Here is a 22,456-nt window from a genome sequence, read left to right on the forward strand (position 1 = left end):
CGCCCCGGAGAATCAGCCCATGACTTCGCTCGACTTCCCCGCCCGACCGGCGCGCCCGTCGGACGCGGACCGGGAACGTGCGCTGCATCTGCTGCGCGAGGGCGCCGCGGAGGGACGGCTGTCGCAGGACACCTTTCTGCGTCGGCTGGAGCTGGTTCTCACCGCGCAGCAGCACTCCGAACTCTCCCTGGCCACCGCCGATCTGGAGAGCCGCGGCAAGGTTCAGGGCGCGCTGTTGCGGGTGGTGGGCCGGGTGTCGGCGTTCCATCTGCGGATCCGTCGCGCCTGGCGCACGGAGCGGCTGCCGAAGCTGATGCTGCCGGTGCCCGGGCCGATCCCGCTGAGCATAGGGCGGGCGCCCGGCGCCGGGCTGCGGCTCAACCACGAGACGGTCTCCCGCAACCACGCCGAACTCCGCAGCGAGGGCAACGGCTGGATGCTGCGCGACCTCGGCTCGACCAACGGCACCTGCGTCAACGGTCTCCGGGTGGTCGGCGAGGTCCCGGTGGGCCCCGGCGACCACATCAGCTTCGGGAACATGGACTACGTCCTGACGGAGCGCTGACCGCCGCGCCCGGGGAGGGCCGGGCGACGCACGGTGCGGGCGCACGACGTGGGGCGCGGGGCCGTCCGCCGCGCGCCCCCGGGCGGACGGCTCGGCGGGCCGCCGCCCGGGGGCGTGCGGGCAAGGGCCGTGCGCCGTCGGCTCACTCCGCCGTCAGCAGCGCCACCGGCGCCCCGTCCAGCAGCTCGTCGAGGTCCACCGCCGCACCGCCTTCCCGGACCCGGCCGGTCAGCGCCTCCCGCCAGCGCCCCGCGTCCGGCAGCCGCAGCGTGGTGCCCCGCCAGCCACCGGAGCGCGCCAGGCGCAGCGACAGCCGGGTCGCGACGGAGACCGCCGCCCCGCCGCGGCAGAAGGCGACACAGTGCGCCGCCGCGGGCCCGGTGGCGTACAGCGGCAGGTAGGAGCCGTCCGCGCCGAACGCCTGCGGGCGGTCGCGGCGCAGCCGCAGCGCCGCGGCGGTCAGCGCCAGCTTCTCGGCGGACAGGTCGGACGGGGCGCCGCCGTCGTCCAGCCGGGCGAGCAGTGCGGGCAGCGGCCGGGCCGGGCGGCGGTTGTCCGGGTCCACCAGGGCGGTGTACTCCCGCTCGCTGTCCTGGTAGAGGTCCGGGACGCCGGGCATCGTCAGATGCAGCAGGGCCGTGCCGAGCACATTGGCGCGGAGGAACGGCGCCAGTTCGTCCGCCAGTTTCCGCACCACCGCGGCGCCCGGCCCGCCCGGTCCCGAGCGTACGAACCGTGCGACGGCGTCCTCGTAGCCGGTGTCCGGGGCGCTCCACGAGGTGCGCAGCCCCGCCTCCCGTACGGACTTGAGCACCGCCGCCGTCAGCCGCTCGGCCACCGGAGGCTCCCCAGTGGGCGGGGTGCCCAGTCCGAAGGCGTTCTGCCAGGCGAGCCACGCCACCACCGGGTCCGGCGCCCCGGGGGCGCCGTCCGGCTCTCCCCGGGGAGCGGCGCCCGGCTCGCCCGGGGGGCCGTCCTCCGGTCCGCCCCGGGGCCGGGCGCCCGCCTCGCGCAGGGCGTCGCGCCACCGGTCGGGGCACTCCGACAGCACCGCGATCCGGGCCCGTACGTCGCCGCTGCGCTTGGTGTCGTGGGTGGTCAGCACCGTCGACGTCCCCGGCCACTCGGCCTGGAGGTGGGCGCAGTACGCGTGGAACGCCTCGGGGTCCAGCGCGGGCCGCCCGGGGTCGCCGCCCACCTCGCAGGCGGAGAGCAGCACCGGGTGGCGGTACCCGGCGGTGTCCTCCACGGACTTGGCGTGCAGCGCGGACGCGGTCTGCGCGAACCGCGCGGCGAACGCGGCCACCTCGCCCCGCAGCGCGTCGCCCCCGGGACCGGGGGCGCCCACCCCCTCGTCGCCCGCCCCCTCGGCCTCCCCGGGCGCGCCCCCGGTCCCGGTCGACTCCCGGGCCGCGTCCGCCCGTTCCGTGCCGCCCAGGGCCAGCGTCCGGATCAGCTCCACCGACCGGGCCTCCGCGGCGACCGGGAACGCTTCGCGGGCGCCTCGGGCCGCCGCGTCCAGCAGGGCCGCGTCCCGGGCGGCGCCGGACGCCCGCGCCGGGTAGGGGCGGTAGACCGGCAGCCGCACCAGCAGCTCCCGGATCGCCCGGCGCAGCGCCCAGGGCGCGTGGTCCCCGCCGTCCGCCGCGGCGATCCGCCCGGCCGCCCGCACCAGGCGCTCCACCTCCGCGGCCAGCCCGTCGTTCAGCACCTCGTACGCGGCCCGGCGCACCGTCACCGCCCAGTCGCCGCCCCGGTCCGGGGGCGGGGCGGCGTGGGCGCGGTAGTGCGCGAGCAGTGTGCGCGCCCCCTCGGGGCAGACGAAGAGGGCGTCGAGGTGGCGCAGCGCGTCGTAACCGGTGGTCCCGGCGCAGGTCCAGTCGCGGGGCAGCCGCTCCACGCCGGTGAGGATCTTCTCCACCACGGTGCGGCAGCCGCCCGTGGCGGTGTCCAGCCGCTCCAGGTAGGCGGCCGGGTCGGCGAGCCCGTCCGGGTGGTCGACGCGCAGGCCGTCGAGGACGCCGTCCCGCACCAGCCGCACCACCGTGGCGTGCGTCGCCTCGAACACCTCCGGGTCCTCGACCCGCACCCCGATCAGCTCGGGGACGGTGAAGAACCGGCGGTAGTTCAGCTCGGTGCGGGCCAGCCGCCACCAGGCGAGCCGGTACCACTGGGCGTCCAGCAGGCGGGGCAGCGGCAGCTCCTCGGTCCCCGGGCGCAGCGGGAAGGCGTGCCGCCCGTAGCGCAGCGTGCCGTCCGTGACGCGCAGCCGCGGCAGTTCGTCGCCGAGCCGCCCGGCGAGCACCGGGAGCAGCACCCGTCCGCCGTGCCCGGCCTCCCAGTCGATGTCGAACCAGCGCGCCCAGGGGGAGGCGGGCCCGTCCCGCAGCACCCGCCACAGCGGCCCGTTGAGGGACATCGGGGCGGGGACGGCCATGTGGTTCGGCACCAGGTCCGCGATCAGCCCGAGGCCGTGCGCCCGGGCGGTGGCGGCCAGCGCCCGCAGCCCGCGCTCACCGCCGAGTTCGGCGCGGACGGCCGTGTGGTCGACCACGTCGTAGCCGTGCGTCGAGCCGGGGACCGCCTCCAGCACCGGCGACAGATGGAGGTGCGAGATGCCCAACCGGGCCAGGTACGGGACGGCCTGCCCGGCGGCGGCGAACGGGAAGTCCGGCTGGAGCTGCAGCCGGTAGGTGGCGGTCGGCGGGGGAGCGGACGGGTGCGTCATGGGAGCAGCCGTACCCGGCGCACCGGCCCGCCCGCGCGCCCCCGCGCGCGATCCCCTCTCCGGACGCACCGAACGGGTGGCACCCACGCCCGGTCGGGCGAGCGGGCCGGGCCGGGGCCCGCACGAGCCGGACCCGCACCGTGCGGCGCGTCCCCGGGCCCGCACCGTGCGGCGCGTCCCCGGGCCCGGCGCTACGCGGCCCCCACCGGCCCGTACGGCTCCGTGGGCCGCTGCAGCACCACCAGGCTGCGCCCGGTCAGCGTCAGGCGGTCACCGGCCTTCACCACGGCCCCGGCGCCGTCCGTGCCGTCCCCGGCGAGGGGCCGCGCGGTGTCGACCACGACCCGCCACCGCCGCCCGTGGCGCGGCGGCACGGTGAACTCCTGCTCCTCGGGGTGGGCGTGGAAGAGCAGCAGGAACGAGTCGTCCGCGATCGGCTCGCCCCGGGGGCCGGGCTCCGAGATCGCCCGGCCGTTGAGGAAAACCATCAGGGACCTTGCCTGTGCGGACTCCCAGTCGTCCGGGCCCATCTCCGTCCCGTCGCAGGTGAACCACGCGATGTCCGACAGCGCGTCCTCGGCCCCCGGGACCGGCCGCCCCTGGAGGAAGCGCCGCCGCCGGAACACCGGGTGCTCGCGGCGCAGCCGCACCAGCCGCCGTACGAACGCCGCCAGCTCGCGCTCCCCGGTGTCCTCCGGCGTCGGCCAGCGCACCCAGGAGACCTCGTTGTCCTGGCAGTACGCGTTGTTGTTGCCGCCCTGGGTGCGGCCGAACTCGTCGCCGTGGGACAGCATCGGCACCCCCTGGGAGAGCATCAGGGTGGCGACGAAGTTCCGCATCTGGCGTGCCCGCAGCGCCCGGATGCCGGGGTCGTCGGTCGGCCCCTCGGTGCCGCAGTTCCACGAGCGGTTGAAGCGTTCCCCGTCGCGGTTCTCCTCGCCGTTGGCCTCGTTGTGCTTCTCGTCGTACGCCACCAGGTCGTGCAGGGTGAAGCCGTCGTGGCAGGTCACGAAGTTCACCGAGGCGATCGGGCGGCGTCCGTCGCCCTGGTAGAGGTCGGAGGAGCCGGTCAGCCGGGAGGCGAACTCCGCCAGCGTGCGCGGCTCGCCCCGCCACAGGTCGCGCACCGTGTCGCGGTACTTGCCGTTCCACTCCGTCCACAGCGGCGGGAAGTTCCCCACCTGGTAGCCGCCCTCCCCGAGGTCCCAGGGCTCCGCGATCAGCTTGACCTGGCTGACCACCGGGTCCTGGTGCACCAGGTCGAAGAAGGACGACAACCGGTCCACCTCGTGGAACTGCCGCGCCAGCGTCGCCGCCAGATCGAACCGGAACCCGTCGACGTGCATCTCCTGCACCCAGTAGCGCAGCGAGTCCATCACCAGCTGGAGGACGTGCGGACTCCGCATCAGCAGGGAGTTCCCGGTGCCGGTGGTGTCCGTGTAGTGCCGCCGGTCCTCGGCGAGCCGGTAGTACGAGGCGTTGTCCAGCCCCCGGAAGGAGAGCGTGGGGCCCAGGTGGTTGCCCTCGGCGGTGTGGTTGTAGACGACGTCGAGGATCACCTCGATGCCCGCACGGTGCAGCGCCCGCACCGCCGACTTGAACTCCAGCACCTGCTGCCCCCGGTCGCCCCAGGACGCGTAGGCGTTGTGCGGGGCGAAGAACCCGATGGTGTTGTAGCCCCAGTAGTTGGCGAGCCCGGCGTCGGCCAGCCGGTGGTCGTGGACGGACTGGTGCACCGGCATCAGCTCCAGCGCGGTCACCCCCAGCCCCGTCAGATGCTCGATGACCGCCGGGTGCGCCAGCGCCGCATAGCTGCCGCGCAGCTCCTCGGGGAGGTCCGGGTGGCGCATCGTGAGTCCCTTGACGTGCGCCTCGTAGAGCACCGTCTCGTGGTACGCGGTACGCGGCGGCCGGTCGTCGCCCCAGTCGAAGTACGGGTTGACCACCACCGACGCCATGGTGTGCGGCGCCGAGTCCAGGTCGTTGCGGGACTCCGGACGGCCGTGGTGGTAGCCGTAGACGGCCTCGTTCCAGTCGATCCGGCCGCTCAGGGCGCGCGCGTAGGGGTCCAGGAGGAGCTTGGCGGGGTTGCAGCGGTGGCCGCGCGCCGGGTCGTAGGGGCCGTGCACCCGGAAGCCGTACCGCTGGCCCGGCATCACCCCGGGGAGGTAGGCGTGGCGGACGAACGCGTCGGTCTCCCGTAGTTCGACGGCGGTCTGCGTCCCGTCGTCGTGCAGCAGGCACAGTTCGATGCGCCGGGCGGCTTCGGAGAAGACCGCGAAGTTGGTGCCGGCGCCGTCGTAGGTGGCACCCAGCGGATACGTCTGTCCCGGCCAGACCTGCATGCGTCGGCTTCCACCTTCTCGTCGGGGGCTGCGGTCACGCCACGACACACGTCCGCGGACCGCCTCGGATCCTTCCCCGGCTCACCCCGCACACCTGGTACATCCCCCGACTTTCCCCGGAAAGCGGGCATTTTCGAGCCTAGTGGGGCCTTTCTGTCGTGTCGTCACCGTCCGCCGCCGGTGACCAGCTCCCGTACGCCAGATGCGGTAGCGGCTAGCTCATCCAGAGGGAGTCCACCAGTAAGGGCCCGGCCAATCACCCGGCGCCCGGGCGTTCGAGCCCCGCGCGTCCCGGCGTCACCACGCGCCCCCACACGCCCCTGCGCCAACCGCCCCGGACGCCGCGCCGAAAGCCTGGACCTGCGGCGGACACGGCCCACGACGCCGCCGGGGCGACGGCTCCCGGGTGGCGCCGGGCCAGCGCCCCGGGGCCGCACCCGGGCCACCGGGTGGCGGTACGGCTATGAATCCGCTCACGTCGCCCCCGCATTTCGGGGCGCAACGGCCACCTCTGACATGGGGAGTTGACGGACGGGTCGCCCCATCCTGCTGCACCGGTCCCCGCGCCGCAGTAGTCTGCCTTGATCGTTGGCACGGAGGTTCGGAAGGCGGTGGCAGGTGAGCGGCGGGCTGGAGTTGCCCCCTGGTGACGAGGGTCACGAGGGTCATGAGGGCGGCTCCGTCGACGCGCCGCCCGGCGCGGTGTCGCTGGCGCGGCCACTGGAGATCGGCGCGGAACTCGACTGGGGCACCCAGGCGTGGAGCGAGGTACGCACCCGCGCCCGCCGGGCCGGTCGCGCCTACATCTGGCTGAATCTTGTCGAGCAGCGGCTGCGCGCCGTGGTCTCCGCGGTGCTGCGCCCCATCTACGAGCCGGTGCACGGCGACGAATGGGTGATCGCCGCCGCCGGACCGGCCGGACAGGAGTGGGTCCAGCGTGCGGTGGCCGTCCGGGAGGTCAGCCGCCGCAAGGGCTACCTCCTCGACCCCGCCGACGACAACATCGTCAGCTTTCTGACCCTGCCGCAGCTGCGCGAGCTGATGGTCCAGCACTGGCCCTGTTTCGAGCCGTACTTCGACGACCGCCGCGACGTCGAGCTGGGCCTCGACGAGCTGGAGGTGGCCCGCAACATCGTCTCCCGCAACCGCGCCCTGTCGGAGACCGTCCTCGCCCAGGCGGAGCGCGCCTCCGCCCGGCTGCTGGACCTCCTGGGCTCCGGCAGCGGCACCCGCACCTCCGGACGGCTGCCCATCGACGCCGTCGAGGACCTGGTGGGCGACCGGTACGCCGATGTCGTCGGCGTCCACGCGGACCGGGTGCGGCTCCAGCGGCAGCTGCCCGCCGAGGACCTCTTCGGAGGCGCCCGCCGCCTCGACGCGGTCGGCATCGGGCTCAACCTCCTCGTGCAGAACTACTCCGGCCGCCGCCTGGTCCACCTCGCCGAGTCGGGCTGCCGGATCCGGCTGCTCTTCCTCAACCCCGCGAGCAGCGCGGTCCGCCGCCGGGAGCGCGAGATCGGGCTGAAGAAGGGCGAGATGAGCCGCTCCATCGAGATGAACATCCTGCACATGCGGCGGGTGCGGGCGCGGCTGCGCGACCCGGGGGCGTTCGAGATCCAGGTCTTCGACGAGACCCCGCGGTTCACCGCCTACCTCGTCGACGGCGACGGGCCCGACGGGCTGGCTGTCGTCCAGAGCTATCTGCGCCGCAGCCGCGGCATGGAGTCGCCGGTGCTGGTGCTGCGCGGCGGCGGCCGGGACGTGGTCCGCCAGGGCGGCGCGGGCCGGGAGGGCGAGGCCGGGCTCTTCGAGACCTACCGCGAGGAGTTCGAGAGCGAGTGGGCGGACTCCCGACCGGTGTCCTGACCTGGGACGGAGCCGGTCCGGGCGCGCGTACGCCGGACCGGGGCCGCCCCGCGACCCACTGTCCGCTTCGTCCCCTTCCGTTCATGGGTGCCGGTCGCGTTGTCAGTGGCGCGTGCGAGAGTGGCGGAGCAACGGGGGACGCACCACCGAAGGAGGCCCCGCCATGAGCTGGCATCAGGACCTGTTGGCCGGTTTCGACCTGGAGACCACGGGCACCGACATCGAGCGGGACCGCATCGTGACCGCCGCGCTGATCCGCCTGGACGCCGACGGCACGACCGTGGTCCGGCAGACGTGGCTGATCGACCCGGGCGTCCCGGTGCCCGAGGAGGCCGCCGCGATCCACGGCATGTCCACCGCCTACGTCCGCGAGCACGGCGCCCCGGCGAGGACCGCCGTGGAGGAGATCACCGAGGCACTGGCCGAGGCCCTGGGCGCGGGGATACCCCTGGTGGTGATGAATGCCCGGTACGACCTCTCGCTCCTGGACCGGGAGTGCCGCCGCCACGGCGTGCGGCCCCTGACCGAGCGCCTGGGCCGCGCCCCCTCACCGGTCATCGACCCCCTGGTCCTGGACCGCCACGTCGACCGCTACCGCAAGGGCAAGCGCGCCCTCCAGGCCCTCTGCGGCCACTACGGCGTGCCGCTCGACGGTGCGCACGAGGCGGGCGCCGACGCCGTCGCCGCGGCCGGTGTCGCCCGGCGGATAGGCGAGCGGTATCCGGCCGTCGCCCTGCCGTCCCCGGAGGCGCTGCACACGCTCCAGGAGGGCGCGGCGGCCGAGCAGGCCGCCGACTTCCAGGCGTATCTGCGGCGTTCGGGCAAGCCGGAGGCGTATGTCGAGGGCGCCTGGCCGCTCATCCCGCACCAGGCGTCCCGCGACTGACCCACCCGCCGCTCCGGCACGCCGTCAGAACGGATACCAGCGCACCGTGGTGTCCTTCTCCCGCAACGAGGCGATGCGCCGCGCGAACTCCGTACGCGCCGCCGGGTTGCCCGGTGCGTGCTGGGAGACCCAGGCGCAGCTGGCGGTCTCCCGGGAGCCGCGCAGCACCGCGCACCCCTCCCAGTCCCGTACGTCCCAGCCGTAGACGGAGACGAAGGTGTCGTACGCCTCGGCGGCCAGCCCGTAGCGGTCGCGGCTGAGGGCGAGCACCACGAGGTCGTGCTCGCGCAGATCGGAGGAGAAGGTCTCCAGGTCGACCAGGACCGGACCGTCGGGTCCGACATGGACGTTGCGGAGCAGGGCGTCGCCGTGGATGGGGCCGCGCGGCAGATGCGGCTCCAGCGCCGTCGCGGCGAGCGCGAAGGCGTCCCGGCGGCCACGCAGATACTCCGCGTCCTGCGGCGAGACGGCGTCCCCGGCCAGCCGCAGCCACCGCTCGACGCCACCGAGGAGTTCCCGCCGCGGCAGGGTGAACGGCGGCTCCGGCAGCGCGTGCACCAGCCGTAGCAGCGCCGCCAGGTCGGCGGGTTCGGCGGGGCGGACACTGTCCGGCAGCTGCTCCCAGTACGTCACGGGGTGACCGTCGGCCAGCTGCGCCCGCGGCTCGGCGGCGCGGACGGCGGGGATACCGGCCTCCGCCAGCCAGCGGGCCACGGCCAGCTCCCGCTCGGCGCGTTCGAGGAGTTCGGCGCTGCGGCCGACCCGGATGACCGGCCCGCGCCCGCCGAGCGCGAAGACGGCGTTCTCGCCGAGCGACAGCAGCCGGGCGTCGGCCGCGGCGTCGGGCTGCCCGGCGGCCGCCAGCGCGGCGCGGGCGCGGGCCTCGGTGAAGGCGCCGGGGCGCGGTTCGTTCATGGTGTTTCCTCCTGCCGGGCGTGACGTGCCCAGTTTCGCAGGTACGGGCTCCGGGCCCGGCGGGCAGGCCCGGGGCGGGGCGGGGAGGGGAGGGGGCGGCCGATCCCGGAAGGAGTCGGCGCGGAGGCGCGCTCAGGTGGCGGGCTCAGCGACGGGCCGGGGGAAGCACGCTCACCGGCGGACCGACCGACGGACTCGCGCGAGGGGTGCGGGGCTCCGCTCACCGACCCCACATGCGACCCGCCGCGAACGGGCGGCGCAACACACAGCACAGCCGCCGAACCGGGCGCGATGCACAGCGGCCTGACCTCACGATGCCTGACGGTCGCTCCGGCCTCCGGACCGTCAGCTCACACGCGGTACGAGCCGCTACGCCAACGGGCCCTCGGTAGCGGCCACTCCACCGTCTGTAACCGCAGATTGCCGAAATGTAAACGGCATTGAGACTCGAATGTTCAACTACCCGCTTCTTTTGGTCCACTTGTGACCGATTTTGTCTTTATGCAGGGTTGTTGTTTATCTCACACGGGGCGGCTGGCCTTGAATTGAACTCGTCAATCCGACAGGGTTTCGATCGGCCCGGTGCAGGACTTCCTGTCGAACCGGGCCATTGCGCAACGCTTTCCCCCCACACCACGAACGAGGAGAAACCCTCGCTATGGCTCACAAGCGTTCCAGCAAGAAGCGGCTCGTCACGGCAATCACCGCCGCCGTAGCCGCCACTGGTATCGCCGCCGTCACCGCGGTCACCGCGGGTGCGACGCCCGCCGAAGGCAAGATCTACGGTGCCGAGGCCAAGGGTGCCGTCAACGGCAGCTACATCGTCATGATGAAGAAGTCGATCGGCAGCGCCTCGGTCTCCGCCACCGCCCACAACGACCTCGCCTCCAAGTACGGCGGCAAGGTCAAGCGGAACTACACCGCCGCCCTCAACGGCTTCTCGGCCACCGGCCTGAGCGCCGACGACGCCAAGCGCCTCGCGGCCGACCCGGCCGTCGACAAGGTCGTCCAGAACAAGAAGTTCCACATCGACGCCACCCAGGACAACCCGCCGTCGTGGGGCCTGGACCGCATCGACCAGACGGACACCAAGGGCGACAAGAAGTACACCTACCCCGACTCCGCGGGTGAGGGCGCGACCGCCTACGTCATCGACACCGGCGTCCGCATCTCGCACAAGGACTTCGGCGGCCGTGCCTCCTACGGCTTCGACGCGGTCGACGGCGACAACGACGCCAACGACGGCAACGGCCACGGCACGCACGTCGCGGGCACCATCGCCGGTACCGACCACGGTGTCGCCAAGAAGGCCAAGATCGTCGCCGTCCGCGTGCTGGACGACCAGGGCTCCGGCACCACCGAGCAGGTCGTCGCCGGTATCGACTGGGTGACCAAGAACCACAAGGGCCCCTCGGTCGCCAACATGTCGCTCGGCGGCGGCGCCGACGAGGCGCTCGACGCGGCCGTCAAGAAGGCCATCGCCTCCGGCGTGACCTTCGCCGTCGCGGCGGGCAACGAGTCGGCCGACGCCTCCCAGGGCTCCCCGGCGCGGGTGAAGGAGGCCATCACGGTCGCCTCCAGCACCAACAAGGACGAGCAGTCGGACTTCTCCAACTACGGCAGCGTCGTCGACCTCTACGCCCCCGGCTCCGACATCACCTCGGACTGGAACACCGGCGACACCGCCACCAACACCATCTCCGGTACCTCCATGGCCACCCCGCACGTCGTGGGTGCGGCCGCGGTCTACCTCGGAGCCCACCCGGACGCCAAGCCGGACGAGGTCTCCAAGGCCCTCACGGACGGCGCCACGCCGGACAAGATCTCGAACCCGAGCGAGGGCACGCCCAACAAGCTGCTGAAGGTCGTCGAGTAACCGACGTTCCCCCAGCACCACCCGCCGGCCGTCGCGCTCGCCCCCACGGGGCGCGGCGGCCGGCGTCGTTGCGTCGAAGTGCCGTGCCGGAACGCGGAGTTATCCACAGGAGGATGCCTCCGGAAAACGCGATGTGCCTCCCCTCGCTACCGTCGGTCGCATGCACGGAGGACTGCCGTTCATCGGCATCAGCACACTCGTCTACGGCCTGATCGGGCTGCTCACGCTCGTGGCCGGAGCACTTCGCACCGCAGGGGGAGTTCGGCATGCACACCATCACCGTCATCGTTCCCGCACACAACGAGGAGGAGGGACTGCCCGCCACGCTGGAGTCACTGGCGCGGCAGACGGTGCCACCTGACCGCGTCCTCGTCGTCGACGACGCCTCCACCGACCGCACGGGCGAGGTGGCCACCGCACACGGCGCCACCGTCCTGCGCCCGCCGCGGAACCTCGGCAGCAAGGCCCGGGCGCAGAACCACGCGCTGCCGCACTGCACCACCGACCTGGTGCTCGCCGTCGACGCGGACACCGTCCTCGCGCCCGACTACATCGAGACGGTGCTGCCGGTCTTCGACGACCCGACCGTCACCGTCGCCGCCGGAACGGTACGCACCCGCCACACCCGCACCGTCTGGGAACGCGGCCGCTCCACCGAGTACCTCTTCGGCTTCCACTGGCACCGGCCCATCCAGGCGCGCGCCAACAGCCCCATGGTCTGCTCCGGTTGTTGCTCCGTCTTCCGGCGCGTGGATCTGACGGCCTTCGGCGGCTTCCCGGAGCGCACCATCGTGGAGGACATGGACTACACGTGGAGCCAGCAGATCGCCGGGCGCAAGGCGGTCTACGTCTCCGACGCGGTGGCCCTCGCCGCCGATCCGGAAGACCTCACCTACCTGCGGAAACAGGTCTGGCGGTGGATGGCGGGCTTCTGTCAGAACGTCCGGCTCCACCTCGGCGCGCTGATCCGCCGCAAACCGCTGCTCGCGCTGTGGGTGACGCTCGCCGTCTTCGAGATCGTCACCGCCCCGCTGTGGTGGGCGACCCCGTTCGCGCTGGCGGTCCTCACCGACCGGCCGCTGCCCGCCACCCTCGGCTGGTGGGCCGGGACCGATCTGCTCCTGACCGCGCCACCCCTCCTCTACGCCGCCCGGCGCCGCGGACTGCGCACCCTCGCCGTGCTGCGGGACCTGCCCTGCGTCTACGCCACCAAGGCGGTCAACCTCGTCTACGCCTGGAAAGCCCTCGTCGTCGAACTGCTCCTGGTGCCGCTCGGACTGTCGAAGGGGCTGACGGTCTACGAGAAGGGGCGGGCCGACACCCCGGTGGCGCCCGCCGACCGGAAACGCCTGGCTCAGGAGGCGAGCAACGCCGCCCGCTCCCGGCGGTCGGCCCGGGTGGTGGCCGATGCGTCGTAACGCCGCAGCAGCAGCCGGGCCAGCTCCGGGGCGGGGCCGAGGACCGGCGCCAGGACGTCCGCCCGTGCCTCCCGGGCGCCGCGGGCGATCCGGTCCGGCAGGAAGCCGGGCGCGATGACGTACGGGGCGACGGCGACGCGTGCGGCACCCTCGGCCCGCAGGGCCCGCACGGCGTCGGCCGTGCGGGGCAGAGATGCGGAGGCGAACGCAGGTCGCACGGCACACCAACCAGAGGTGCGCCGCCACTCCCGCGCGGTTTCAGCGATCACTGCGATCGCCTCCGGGTCACTGGAGCCCGCCGCGGCCAGGACGATCCCGGTCGAGCGGCGGTCGCCGGGCCGCAGCCCGGCCTCGGCCAGCCGCCGCTCCAACGCGGCGGTCAGCAGGGGGGAGGGGCCGAGGACCTCGGCCCGGCGGACGGTCAGCCGCGGCAGGCGCGCGGTGGCCTCCCGCAGCGCCGCCGGGATGTCCGACTTCGCGTGGAAGGCGCGGGTGAGCAGCAGCGGCAGCGCCACCACCTCCCGCGTCCCCTCCGCAGCCAGCCGTTCCAGCACACGGGGGACGGACGGCGCGTTGAAGTCGAGATACCCGACCTCCACGCGCAGCCCCGGCCGCAGCGCCCGCACCCGTGGGCAGAGCGCGGAGACGGTGGCCGCGTGCCGCGGGTCGCGGCTGCCGTGGGCGACGACGAGAAGGGTGGGTGAGGTGTCCATGGGTCAGCTCTTCACCAGAAGTCCGCGGCTGCGCAGCACCCGCCGTTCGAGCGGCGCGAAGACCAGCAGCTCGATACCGATACCGACGACGAGGATCAGCAGGATCGCGGAGAGCACCCAGGGCATGTCCTGGAACTCCCGGCCCTGCTCCAGGAGCTGGCCGAGGCCGGTGCCCAGATCGGGGGCGTTGACGATGAGTTCGGCGGCCATCAGGGAGCGCCAGGAGAACGCCCAGCCCTGCTTGAGTCCGGCGATGTAGCCGGGCAGCGCGGCCGGGAGCAGGACGTGCCGCACCCCGGCCACACCGGTCGCGCCGATGGTGCGGCCCGCCCGCAGATAGAGAGGGGAGATCTGGTCGACCCCGGCCACCAGGCCGTTGGCGATCGACGGGACGGCGCCGAGCAGCACCACCGCGTAGATGGTGGCGTCGCTCAGACCGAACCAGATGATCGCGGCCGGGACCCACGCCACCGACGGCAGCGACTGCAACCCGCTGAGGATCGGACCGATCGCGGCCCGCACCGCCTTGACGCGGGCCACGACCAGCCCGAGGACGGTGCCGAGCACCACCGAGGCGAGGAAGCCGAGCGCACCGCGGGACAGGCTGGTCCACACATAGCCCAGCAGCGTGCCCTCCAGCCACTTCTCCTGGAGGGAGCGGGCCACCTCGACGGGGCTCGGCAGCAGGTAGTGCGGCTTGACCTCGAAGTGGTAGGCGAGCTGCCACAGCACCAGCACGATGACGACGGCGATGACCGGAGGGAGCGCCTTCGATGCGAGCGTACGCAGCCAGGGTTGCCGGGCGGCCACGGAGGACTCCAGGGCGTCGAGCCCGGCCTCCAGGCCCGCCAGATCGGCGCCGTCCCGGTCCGTGCCGCCCCCCGCGGGCGCGGTCGCCGCGGCGTCGGCGGGGGTGGGCGCGTCCGGGGAGTCCGTGGCGTCCGGTGTGTCGCCGGGGGTGTTCCCGGCGGGGCCGGTGGTGGTCTCAGTGCTGGCCATGGCGGCGGATCTCCCCACGCAGCTGTTCGGTGATCTCGACGGAGAGGTCGGCGACCGCGGCGTCCTCGATGCGGCGCGGCTGGGCGATCCCGACCCGCCACTCCCGGGCCACCCGGCCGGGTCGGGAGGAGAGCAGCACGACGCGCTCGGCGAGCCGTACCGCCTCGCGGACGTTGTGGGTGACGAAGAGCACCGACAGCCCGCCGGAGCCGGAGCCGGAGCCGGAGGCGGTGTCGTTCGCGGTGTGCCAGATGCGGGTCAGCTCGTCGTGCAGCACATCGCGGGTGATGGCGTCCAGCGCGGCGAACGGCTCGTCCATCAGCAGCAGCCGGCTGTCCTGGGCGAGGGCCCGGGCCATCGCGACACGCTGGCGCATGCCGCCGGAGAGTTCGTGGACGCGCTTGCCGTACGCGCCCTTGAGGCGGACGAGTTCGAGGAGCCGTTCGGCCTCCTCACGGCGCTCCGCGCGCGGCACCCCGCGCAGCCGCAGCGCCAGTTCGACGTTGCGTCCGGCGGTCAGCCAGGGGAAGAGGGCGTGTTCCTGGAACATCAGCGCGGGGCGGCCGCCGGGCGTCTCGATGGTGCCGGACGTCGGCGCGTCGAGCCCGGCCACCAGGTTCAGCAGCGTGGACTTGCCGCAGCCTGAGGCGCCGAGCAGGCAGACGAATTCGCCGGGTGCGACATCGATGCTGATGTCGTCGAGCACATGCTGGCGGGCGCCGGGGCGGCCGAAGGACTTCGAGACGTGGTCGATGCGCGCGGCGTACGAGGCCGCCGGGCCCGCGTCCGCCGTGGTGGTCGGCCGCTTGGTGAGGGTGGTGGTCGTCATCGGTGTCACCTCCTGGAGTGCGGTGCGGGCGTCAGTCGTCGCCGAGACCGGCGGCGTCGACGGGCTTCTTGCCTTCGGCCTTGAGGACCTTGTTCAGCAGCCGCAGGTCGTAGATGCCCTTGAGGTCGGGCTTCTGGAGCAGACCTGCCTTGACGGCGTGGTCCGCCTCCAGCTGGAGCGTGGCGGCCAGCGGGTCGTCGGTGACATCGGTGTTCTTGAAGGCCGGGCCGATGATGTCGGCGGGCAGCGCCTTGCCGGAGATCTGCGGGTCGGCGAGCTTCTCGTTGAGCGCCTTGACCGCCTGGGCGGGGTGCGAGCGGATCCAGGCGTTGGTCCGCACCGAGGCGCGCAGCACCGCCTCGACGGCCTTGGGGTGCTCGGCGAGGAACTTCTGCGAGACGATCATGTTCGTGATGACGAACTTGCCGTCCTTCCACAGATCCTTCTCGTCCAGCAACGTCTTGCCGCCGACGCTGACGAGCTTGGCGGCGGTCGGCTCGGGCACCCAGGCGGCGTCGATGGCGCCCTGCTGGAAGGCGGTCGGCGTCACCTTGTTCTCGGTGCGCTGGACGGTGACGTCGCCCTTGCCGGTGGTGGCGTCGACGCGGTAGCCCTTCTCCGCCAGGTAGTTGAGGAGCGCCACGTCCTGGGTGTTGCCCAGCTGCGGGGTGGCGATCTTCTTGCCCTTGAGGTCGTCGAGGCTCCTGACCTTCTTGGGGTTGACGACGAGCGAGACGCCGCCGGAGGCCGAGCCGCCGATGATCTTCAGGCTCTTGCCGTGGGACTTGGCGTAGCCGTTGATCGCGGGGGAGGGGCCGATCCAGCCGATGTCGATGGCGCCGGAGTTGAGCGCCTCGATCTCGGCGGGGCCCGCGTTGAAGACCGAGGACTTCACCGCGGTGCCACCCAACTCCTTCTGGAACAGCCCCTGTTGGAGGCCGATCAGCGGGGTGGCGTGGGTGACGTTCCCGAAGAAGCCGATCTTGACGGTGTCCAGGCCGTCGGTCTTCGGCCCCTCGGCGGTGACCTGGGCCGCCGGGTCCTTCCTGGCCTCGGAGCCGTAGCCGCAGGCGCTGACCGCCCCGAGCAGCAGCAGGGCGAGGGCGGCGGCCGCCGGATGGCGGGGTCGAACGGCAGGCACGGGAGGCGTTCCTCTCGTAGGGCCGGGGCAGTACGCGCCCCTCTAGGGCGCGCCCGGCGGTGCGACGGGTCTTCGTACGGGCGTGGGCGGGCAGGCGGAGTGGTGCGTCGTCAGCTCACACATCGGCCGACTCCGCCCTGCCCGCTGCCGAGGGCGCCGCTGCCGATGCGGCCGCCCTCCTTCGCGAAGGTCGAGAACACGTCCTGGTGCACGGTCAGAAGTCCCAGCCCTCGTCGTCGGCCGCCGCCTCGGCCGCCTGCGCCGCGAAGGCGGTGCCCGCCATGCCCGCGGTCAGCGTGGTGCCGTCCGACGGGTCGATCAGCAGGAAGGAGCCGGTACGGCGGGAGTCGGCGTACGCGTCCAGGGCCAGCGGTTCGGCGGTACGGACCCGGACCCGGCCGATGTCGTTCGCCGCCAGCTCGCCGGGGGCCGGGTGCTGGGAGAGGTCGTCCAGCGTCAGCCGCGACGGGATCTCCTTGACGATCGCCTTGACGGTACGGGTGGTGTGCTTGAGCAGCACCCGCTGACCGGCGGTGAGCGGACGGTCGGCCACATGGCAGACGGTCGCCTCGACGTCCTGGGTGACGGCCGGTGCGCCCGCCGCGGGGGCGAGCAGGTCGCCGCGGGAGATGTCGAGGTCGTCGGCGAGGGTGACGGTGACCGACTGCGGCGCCCAGGCGGCCTCGACGGCCCGGCCGAGCAGGTCGATGCCGGTGACGGTGGAGACGCGGCCGGACGGCAGCACGCTCACCGTGTCGCCGACCCGCAGCACACCGGAGGCCATCTGACCCGCGTAGCCGCGGTAGTCGGGGTGTTCGGCGGTCTGCGGGCGGATGACGTACTGCACCGGGAAGCGGACCGGGTCGTGTGCCGGGTCGGTGTCGACGGGCACGGTCTCCAGGTGCTCCAGGACGGTCGGGCCGCCGTACCAGTCCATGTGCGCCGACGGGGCCACCACGTTGTCACCGGCGAGCGCGGAGATCGGGATGGCGGTGACCTCCGGGACGCCCAGCGACGCCGCGTAGGCGGTGAACTCCTCGGCGATGGTGGCGAAGACCGGCTCGGCGTAGTCGACCAGGTCCATCTTGTTGACGGCCAGCACCACGTGCGGGACGCGGAGCAGCGCGGCGACGGCGGCGTGCCGACGGGTCTGCTCGACCACGCCGTTGCGGGCGTCGACGAGCACCACGGCCAGTTCGGCGGTGGAGGCGCCGGTGACCATGTTGCGGGTGTACTGCACATGCCCGGGGGTGTCGGCGAGGATGAACCGTCGCTTGGGGGTGGCGAAGTAGCGGTAGGCGACGTCGATGGTGATGCCCTGCTCGCGCTCGGCGCGCAGCCCGTCGGTCAGCAGCGCCAGGTCGGGCGCCTCCTGGCCGCGGCCCAGCGAGGCCCGCTCGACGGCTTCGAGCTGATCGGCGAGGACCGACTTGGAGTCGTGCAGCAACCGTCCGACCAGCGTGGACTTGCCGTCGTCGACGCTTCCGGCGGTGGCGAACCGCAGCAGCGAGGCCGCTCCGTGCTCAACAACAGTGCTCATGGCTAGAAGTACCCCTCGCGCTTGCGGTCCTCCATGGCGGCCTCGGACATCTTGTCGTCGGCCCGCGTCGCGCCCCGCTCGGTGAGGCGGGAGGCGGCGATCTCCGCGACGACCGCCTCGATGGTGGCGGCGTCGGAGTCGACGGCGCCGGTGCAGGACATGTCGCCGACGGTGCGGTAGCGCACCGTCCGGGTCTCCAGACGCTCGCCGTCCTTGAGGCCGCCCCATCCGCCGGGCGACAGCCACATGCCGTTACGGGAGAAGACCTCCCGCTCGTGCGCGTAGTAGATGGCGGGCAGTTCGATCTTCTCGCGGCCGATGTACTGCCACACGTCCAGCTCGGTCCAGTTGGACAGCGGGAAGACGCGGACGTGTTCGCCGGGGGAGTGGCGGCCGTTGTAGAGCTGCCACAGCTCGGGGCGCTGGCGGCGCGGGTCCCAGCCGCCGAACTCGTCGCGCAGCGAGAAGACCCGCTCCTTGGCGCGGGCCTTCTCCTCGTCGCGGCGGCCACCGCCGAAGACCGCGTCGAAGCGGCCCTGGGTGATGCCGTCGAGCAGCGGCACGGTCTGTAGCGGGTTGCGCAGCCCGTCGGGGCGTTCGCGCAGCTCACCGCGGTCGATGTAGTCCTGGACGGCGGCGATGTGCAGCCGCAGCCGGTGCTCGGCGACGACCCGGTCGCGGTAGTCGAGGACCTCGGGGAAGTTGTGCCCGGTGTCCACGTGGAGCAGGGCGAACGGCACCGGCGCGGGGGCGAACGCCTTCAGCGCCAGGTGCAGCATGACGATGGAGTCCTTGCCGCCGGAGAAGAGGATCACCGGCCGCTCGAACTCGCCCGCCACCTCGCGGAAGATGTGGACCGCCTCCGACTCCAGGGCGTCCAGGTGTGACAGCGCGTACGGGCCGGTGCCGCCGGTGCTCCCGGCGGCAGCGGTGGTGGTCGTGGTCATGCTGCCCCTTTCGTCGGGCTCTCCTTCGCCGTGTGCCCGGGCCCGGGGCGGCGGCGCCACGGCGGGTTCGGGGGCGCTCACACCAGGCCCCGTTCGGTGAGCAGACCGTGCAGCGCGGCCGCCGACTCCGGCACGGTCTGGGTGTGCGAGGCGATCCGCAGATCGGGCGCCTCGGGCTGCTCGTACGGGTCGTCGACGCCGGTCAGGCCGGAGATCTCACCGGCCGCCTGCTTGGCGTAGAGCCCCTTGACGTCCCGCTCGGAGCAGACCTCGACGGGCGTGGCGACGTGCACCTCCAGATACGGGGTGCCCTCGGCCCGGTGGCGTTCGCGGACCGCCGCGCGGGAGGCGGCGTACGGGGCGATGACCGGTACCAGCGTGGTGACGCCGTTGCGGGCGAGGAGTTCGGCGACGAAGCCGATGCGCTGGACGTTGGTGTCGCGGTCGGCGCGGCTGAAGCCGAGTCCGGCGGAGAGGAAGGTGCGGATCTCGTCGCCGTCGAGGACCTCGACGCGGCGGCCCTCGGCGCGCAGCCGGTCGGCGAGGGCGCGGGCGATGGTGGTCTTGCCGGCGCTCGGCAGGCCCGTCAGCCACACGGTGGCGCCGGTCATGGGTATCTCCTCAACTTCCGCTGCGGCGGTGGCAGTCGCTGTCTTCGTCATCCGTGCAGTCCGCACTCGGTCTTGTTGCGCCCGGCCCAGCGCCCGGCCCGCGCGTCCTCACCGGCGAGGACCCGGCGGGTGCACGGGGCGCAGCCGACGGAGGCGTAGCCGTCCTGGAGCAGCGGGTTGGTGAGCACGCCGTGCTCGGTGACGTACGCGTCGACGTCCGCCTGCGTCCAGCGGGCGATCGGCGAGACCTTCACCTTGCCGCGGCGGGCGTCCCAGCCGACGACGGGGGTACCGGCGCGGGTCGGCGACTCGTCGCGGCGCAGCCCGGTGGCCCAGGCGTCGTACCCGGCCAGCCCCCGCTCCAGCGGTTCGACCTTCCGCAGGGCGCAGCACAGGTCCGGGTCGCGGTCGTGGAGCTTCGGCGCGTGCTCGGCGTCCTGCTCGGCCACCGTTCGCCGGGGCGTGAGGGTGAGGACGTTGACGTCCAGCACCGCGGCGACGGCGTCGCGGGTGCCGAGGGTCTCGGGGAAGTGGTAGCCGGTGTCGAGGAAGACGACGTCCACGCCGGGCGCGACGCGCGAGGCGAGGTGGGCGACGACCGCGTCCTCCATCGAGGAGGTGACGCAGAAGCGGGGCCCGAAGGTCTCGGCCGCCCACCGGAGGATGTCGAGCGGATCGGCCTCCTCCAGTTCGCGGCCCGCGCGTTCGGCCAGTTGCGGGAGTTCGGACGCGGTGGTCACGGGGCACCTCCGGCGGAGCCGTCGGACGGGGACGGGGCGAGGCCCTGCGCGAGCAGACCGAGGAACTTCAGCCGGAAGGCGCGGTTGCAGGAGCGGCACTCCCACGCGGCACCGGTGCCCCGCTCCGAGGGCGTCTCGGAGGGGCGCAGGTCCTCGTCCCCGCAGTACGGGCAGTGGAACGGCGCGGCGCGTTCGCTCACTTCAGCGCACCCTCTTCCGCACGGCCCACCCACTGGGCGAACCGCTCGCCCTCGGTGCGCTGCTCGGTGAAGGCGGTCAGCACCCGCTCGATGTAGTCGGGGAGTTCGGCGGCGGTGACCTTCAGCCCGCGCACCTTGCGGCCGAAGCCCGCCTCCAGACCGAGCGCGCCGCCCAGGTGCACCTGGTAGCCCTCGACCTGTCGGCCGTCGCCGTCCAGCATCAGCTGGCCCTTGAGACCGATGTCCGCGACCTGGATACGGGCGCAGGCGTTGGGGCAGCCGTTGAGGTTGATGGTGACCGGCTCGTCGAAGTCCGGGAGGCGGCGCTCCAGTTCGTCGATGAGGGACGCGCCGCGGCCCTTGGTCTCGACGATCGCGAGCTTGCAGAACTCGATGCCGGTGCAGGCCATCGTGCCGCGGCGGAACGGCGACGGGGTCACCCGCAGGTCCAGCGCCTCCAACCCGGCGACCAGCGAGTCGACGCGGTCCTCGGTGACGTCGAGGACGAGCATCTTCTGCTCGGTGGTGGTCCGCACCCGGCCTGAGCCGTGGGCCACGGCCACCTCGGCGATCTTGGTGAGGGTGGCGCCGTCCACCCGGCCGACGCGCGGGGCGAAGCCGACGTAGAACCGGCCGTCCTTCTGGCGGTGCACCCCGACGTGGTCGCGCCAGCGCTGCGCGGGTTCGGCGGGGGCCGGACCGTCGTGCAGCTTGCGGCCCAGGTAGTCGTCCTCCAGCACCTGGCGGAACTTCTCCGGGCCCCAGTCGGCGACGAGGAACTTCAGCCGGGCGCGGGTGCGCAGCCGGCGGTAGCCGTGATCGCGGAAGATCGAGATGACGCCCTCGTGGACCTCGGCCGCCTCCTCGGCGGAGACCCAGGCGCCGAGCCGTACGCCGAGCTTGGGGTTGGTGGAGAGCCCGCCGCCGACCCAGACGTCGAAGCCGGGGCCCAGCTCCGGGTGGACGACGCCGACCAGCGAGATGTCGTTGATCTCGTGGGCGACGTCCAGCAGCGGGGAGCCGGAGACCGCGGTCTTGAACTTCCGCGGGAGGTTGGAGAACGCGGGGTTGCCGACGATCCGGCGGTGGATCTCCTCGATGACCGGCGTGCCGTCGATGATCTCGTCCTCGGCGATCCCGGCGACCGGCGAGCCGAGGATGGCGCGCGGGGTGTCGCCGCACGCCTCGGTGGTGGACAGGCCCACGCCCTCCAGGCGGCGCCAGATCTCCGGGACGTCCTCGATACGGATCCAGTGGAACTGGACGTTCTGCCGGTCGGTGATGTCGGCGGTGCCGCGCGCGAACTCCTGGGAGATCTCGCCGATGACCCGCAGCTGGTCGGTGGTCAGCCGCCCGCCGTCGATGCGGACCCGCAGCATGAAGAACTCGTCGTCCAGCTCCTCCGGCTCCAGCACCGCGGTCTTTCCGCCGTCGATCCCGGGGCGGCGCTGGGTGTAGAGGCCCCACCAACGCATCCGTCCGCGCAGGTCGTTGGGGTCGATGGAGTCGAAACCGCGCTGCGCGTAGATCGTCTCAATGCGTGTCCGCACATTGAGACCGTCATCGTCCTTCTTGAACTGTTCGTTGCCGTTGAGCGGGGTGAAGTGACCGGCGGCCCACTGACCCTCGCCGCGGTGGCGTCCGGCCTTGCGGCGGGTCGTGGCAGCTGCGGGGCGTTCCGGGGTGGCGGCCATGGGGGTACGTCCTTCGGGGCGGCTCAAGGGAGGCGGGAGGGCACGGGAAAACCCGCGGTGACCTGCGCGGACACGCGGTGGAGCGGCGCGCGGCGGCGCGTCGTGAAAAGGGGAGGAGGAGAGGTCTCGGTGCGTCCGCGACGACGGGGACGGCAGGTGCGGGGAAGCGCGGTGGTGCCGGCGGTGCTGCCGGGGCGGTGACCCCTGGCCGATGCAGCGTCAGCGCGCCGGACAGATCGCGCTGGACAGGCGGCCGAGGTCGACGTGGAGTCGGCTCACCAACGCAATTCCTGTTCGAGACATGACCGCAGCGTGGCACGCCGTTCTCGCGGCAGTCCACCATCGTCCGGAGTCTGGACAGCTTGGTCCCGCATCGCGAGATGATGTGGTCTTGATCACGCGGTCATCGTGCCCTACGGAGCCGTTCCACCGGGGCACGCGGA

The 22,456-nt window shown here is 73.1% G+C and carries 18 protein-coding genes; 5 read left to right on the plus strand and 13 right to left on the minus strand.

Annotated features, from left to right (window positions below):
• The first annotated feature begins 19 nt into the window (after nt 1–19).
• Nucleotides 20–565: an FHA domain-containing protein gene (locus IF23_RS0104550; RefSeq protein WP_030280021.1), complete on the plus strand. Its 546-nt coding sequence runs from the start codon at nt 20–22 to the stop codon at nt 563–565.
• Nucleotides 566–707: 142 nt separating this feature from the next.
• Here the strand turns inward: IF23_RS0104550 and treY are convergent, their stop codons facing one another.
• Complete coding sequence (gene treY, locus IF23_RS0104555) at nt 708–3,293, minus strand: malto-oligosyltrehalose synthase (RefSeq protein WP_030280022.1); 2,586 nt, start codon at nt 3,291–3,293, stop codon at nt 708–710.
• Between the two features lie 191 nt (nt 3,294–3,484).
• Entirely contained in the window at nt 3,485–5,638 is a 2,154-nt protein-coding gene (glgX, locus tag IF23_RS0104560; protein ID WP_030280023.1) for a glycogen debranching protein GlgX, read from the minus strand.
• Nucleotides 5,639–6,256: 618 nt separating this feature from the next.
• Between glgX and IF23_RS0104565 the strand changes: the two genes are divergently transcribed.
• Nucleotides 6,257–7,504 (plus strand): SAV2148 family HEPN domain-containing protein, encoded by a 1,248-nt coding sequence (locus tag IF23_RS0104565; RefSeq protein ID WP_030280024.1) that lies wholly within the window; start codon nt 6,257–6,259, stop codon nt 7,502–7,504.
• Between the two features lie 163 nt (nt 7,505–7,667).
• Nucleotides 7,668–8,390: a 3'-5' exonuclease gene (locus IF23_RS0104570; RefSeq protein ID WP_030280025.1), complete on the plus strand. Its 723-nt coding sequence runs from the start codon at nt 7,668–7,670 to the stop codon at nt 8,388–8,390.
• Between the two features lie 24 nt (nt 8,391–8,414).
• Here the strand turns inward: IF23_RS0104570 and IF23_RS0104575 are convergent, their stop codons facing one another.
• Nucleotides 8,415–9,305: an aminoglycoside phosphotransferase family protein gene (locus tag IF23_RS0104575; RefSeq protein ID WP_030280026.1), complete on the minus strand. Its 891-nt coding sequence runs from the start codon at nt 9,303–9,305 to the stop codon at nt 8,415–8,417.
• Nucleotides 9,306–9,963: 658 nt separating this feature from the next.
• Between IF23_RS0104575 and IF23_RS0104580 the strand changes: the two genes are divergently transcribed.
• Together IF23_RS0104580 and IF23_RS0104585 are read left to right on the plus strand one after the other, a co-directional pair.
• Complete coding sequence (locus IF23_RS0104580) at nt 9,964–11,181, plus strand: S8 family peptidase (protein WP_030280027.1); 1,218 nt, start codon at nt 9,964–9,966, stop codon at nt 11,179–11,181.
• 266 nt (nt 11,182–11,447) lie between these two features.
• A complete protein-coding gene (locus IF23_RS0104585; RefSeq protein ID WP_051739213.1) occupies nt 11,448–12,599 on the plus strand; it encodes a glycosyltransferase family 2 protein in 1,152 nt (383 codons plus the stop codon).
• On the opposite strand, the gene IF23_RS0104590 is transcribed toward IF23_RS0104585, so the two are convergent.
• The 10 genes from IF23_RS0104590 to IF23_RS0104635 all read right to left on the minus strand — a co-directional run bounded on the left by IF23_RS0104590 (nt 12,536) and on the right by IF23_RS0104635 (nt 22,013).
• Complete coding sequence (locus IF23_RS0104590) at nt 12,536–13,312, minus strand: sirohydrochlorin chelatase (protein ID WP_030280029.1); 777 nt, start codon at nt 13,310–13,312, stop codon at nt 12,536–12,538. The genes IF23_RS0104585 and IF23_RS0104590 overlap by 64 nt on opposite strands.
• Before the next feature lie 3 nt (nt 13,313–13,315).
• Nucleotides 13,316–14,311: an ABC transporter permease gene (locus IF23_RS0104595; protein WP_030280030.1), complete on the minus strand. Its 996-nt coding sequence runs from the start codon at nt 14,309–14,311 to the stop codon at nt 13,316–13,318.
• Entirely contained in the window at nt 14,298–15,140 is an 843-nt protein-coding gene (locus IF23_RS0104600) for an ABC transporter ATP-binding protein (RefSeq protein WP_030280031.1), read from the minus strand. Before IF23_RS0104600 ends, IF23_RS0104595 begins: the two co-directional genes overlap by 14 nt.
• A 31-nt stretch (nt 15,141–15,171) precedes the next feature.
• Complete coding sequence (locus IF23_RS0104605; protein ID WP_030280033.1) at nt 15,172–16,281, minus strand: aliphatic sulfonate ABC transporter substrate-binding protein; 1,110 nt, start codon at nt 16,279–16,281, stop codon at nt 15,172–15,174.
• 214 nt (nt 16,282–16,495) lie between these two features.
• Nucleotides 16,496–17,821, minus strand: coding sequence for a sulfate adenylyltransferase subunit 1 (locus tag IF23_RS0104610; RefSeq protein WP_030280035.1), 1,326 nt, complete (start codon nt 17,819–17,821; stop codon nt 16,496–16,498).
• Between the two features lie 2 nt (nt 17,822–17,823).
• Nucleotides 17,824–18,768, minus strand: a complete 945-nt coding sequence (cysD, locus tag IF23_RS0104615; protein ID WP_030280037.1) for a sulfate adenylyltransferase subunit CysD — start codon at nt 18,766–18,768, stop codon at nt 17,824–17,826.
• Between the two features lie 77 nt (nt 18,769–18,845).
• The gene (gene cysC / locus IF23_RS0104620) at nt 18,846–19,379 is read right to left on the minus strand and encodes an adenylyl-sulfate kinase (RefSeq protein ID WP_030280044.1); all 534 of its coding nucleotides are present in this window, start codon (nt 19,377–19,379) and stop codon (nt 18,846–18,848) included.
• Between the two features lie 47 nt (nt 19,380–19,426).
• Nucleotides 19,427–20,119 carry a phosphoadenylyl-sulfate reductase gene (locus IF23_RS0104625; protein ID WP_030280047.1) on the minus strand — a complete coding sequence of 231 codons (693 nt, stop codon included), beginning with the start codon at nt 20,117–20,119 and terminating at the stop codon, nt 19,427–19,429.
• The gene (locus IF23_RS0104630; RefSeq protein WP_030280049.1) at nt 20,116–20,319 is read right to left on the minus strand and encodes a hypothetical protein; all 204 of its coding nucleotides are present in this window, start codon (nt 20,317–20,319) and stop codon (nt 20,116–20,118) included. The genes IF23_RS0104625 and IF23_RS0104630 overlap by 4 nt, the downstream gene beginning before the upstream one ends.
• Nucleotides 20,316–22,013 carry a nitrite/sulfite reductase gene (locus IF23_RS0104635; RefSeq protein ID WP_030280052.1) on the minus strand — a complete coding sequence of 566 codons (1,698 nt, stop codon included), beginning with the start codon at nt 22,011–22,013 and terminating at the stop codon, nt 20,316–20,318. The genes IF23_RS0104630 and IF23_RS0104635 overlap by 4 nt, the downstream gene beginning before the upstream one ends.
• Nucleotides 22,014–22,456 lie beyond the last annotated feature (443 nt).

It is taken from the genome of Streptomyces catenulae (genome assembly GCF_000718015.1).
GTDB classification, from domain to species: domain Bacteria; phylum Actinomycetota; class Actinomycetes; order Streptomycetales; family Streptomycetaceae; genus Streptomyces; species Streptomyces catenulae.

Coding starts and splice junctions, on each gene's coding strand:
- IF23_RS0104585 (WP_051739213.1), top strand. CDS start 11,448: ATGCACACCATCACCGTCATCGTTCCCGCACACAACGAGGAGGAGGGA.
- IF23_RS0104610 (WP_030280035.1), bottom strand. CDS start 17,821: ATGAGCACTGTTGTTGAGCACGGAGCGGCCTCGCTGCTGCGGTTCGCC.
- glgX (WP_030280023.1), bottom strand. CDS start 5,638: ATGCAGGTCTGGCCGGGACAGACGTATCCGCTGGGTGCCACCTACGAC.
- treY (WP_030280022.1), bottom strand. CDS start 3,293: ATGACGCACCCGTCCGCTCCCCCGCCGACCGCCACCTACCGGCTGCAG.
- cysC (WP_030280044.1), bottom strand. CDS start 19,379: ATGACCGGCGCCACCGTGTGGCTGACGGGCCTGCCGAGCGCCGGCAAG.
- IF23_RS0104590 (WP_030280029.1), bottom strand. CDS start 13,312: ATGGACACCTCACCCACCCTTCTCGTCGTCGCCCACGGCAGCCGCGAC.
- cysD (WP_030280037.1), bottom strand. CDS start 18,768: ATGACCACGACCACCACCGCTGCCGCCGGGAGCACCGGCGGCACCGGC.
- IF23_RS0104635 (WP_030280052.1), bottom strand. CDS start 22,013: ATGGCCGCCACCCCGGAACGCCCCGCAGCTGCCACGACCCGCCGCAAG.
- IF23_RS0104570 (WP_030280025.1), top strand. CDS start 7,668: ATGAGCTGGCATCAGGACCTGTTGGCCGGTTTCGACCTGGAGACCACG.
- IF23_RS0104550 (WP_030280021.1), top strand. CDS start 20: ATGACTTCGCTCGACTTCCCCGCCCGACCGGCGCGCCCGTCGGACGCG.
- IF23_RS0104575 (WP_030280026.1), bottom strand. CDS start 9,305: ATGAACGAACCGCGCCCCGGCGCCTTCACCGAGGCCCGCGCCCGCGCC.
- IF23_RS0104600 (WP_030280031.1), bottom strand. CDS start 15,140: ATGACGACCACCACCCTCACCAAGCGGCCGACCACCACGGCGGACGCG.
- IF23_RS0104580 (WP_030280027.1), top strand. CDS start 9,964: ATGGCTCACAAGCGTTCCAGCAAGAAGCGGCTCGTCACGGCAATCACC.
- IF23_RS0104595 (WP_030280030.1), bottom strand. CDS start 14,311: ATGGCCAGCACTGAGACCACCACCGGCCCCGCCGGGAACACCCCCGGC.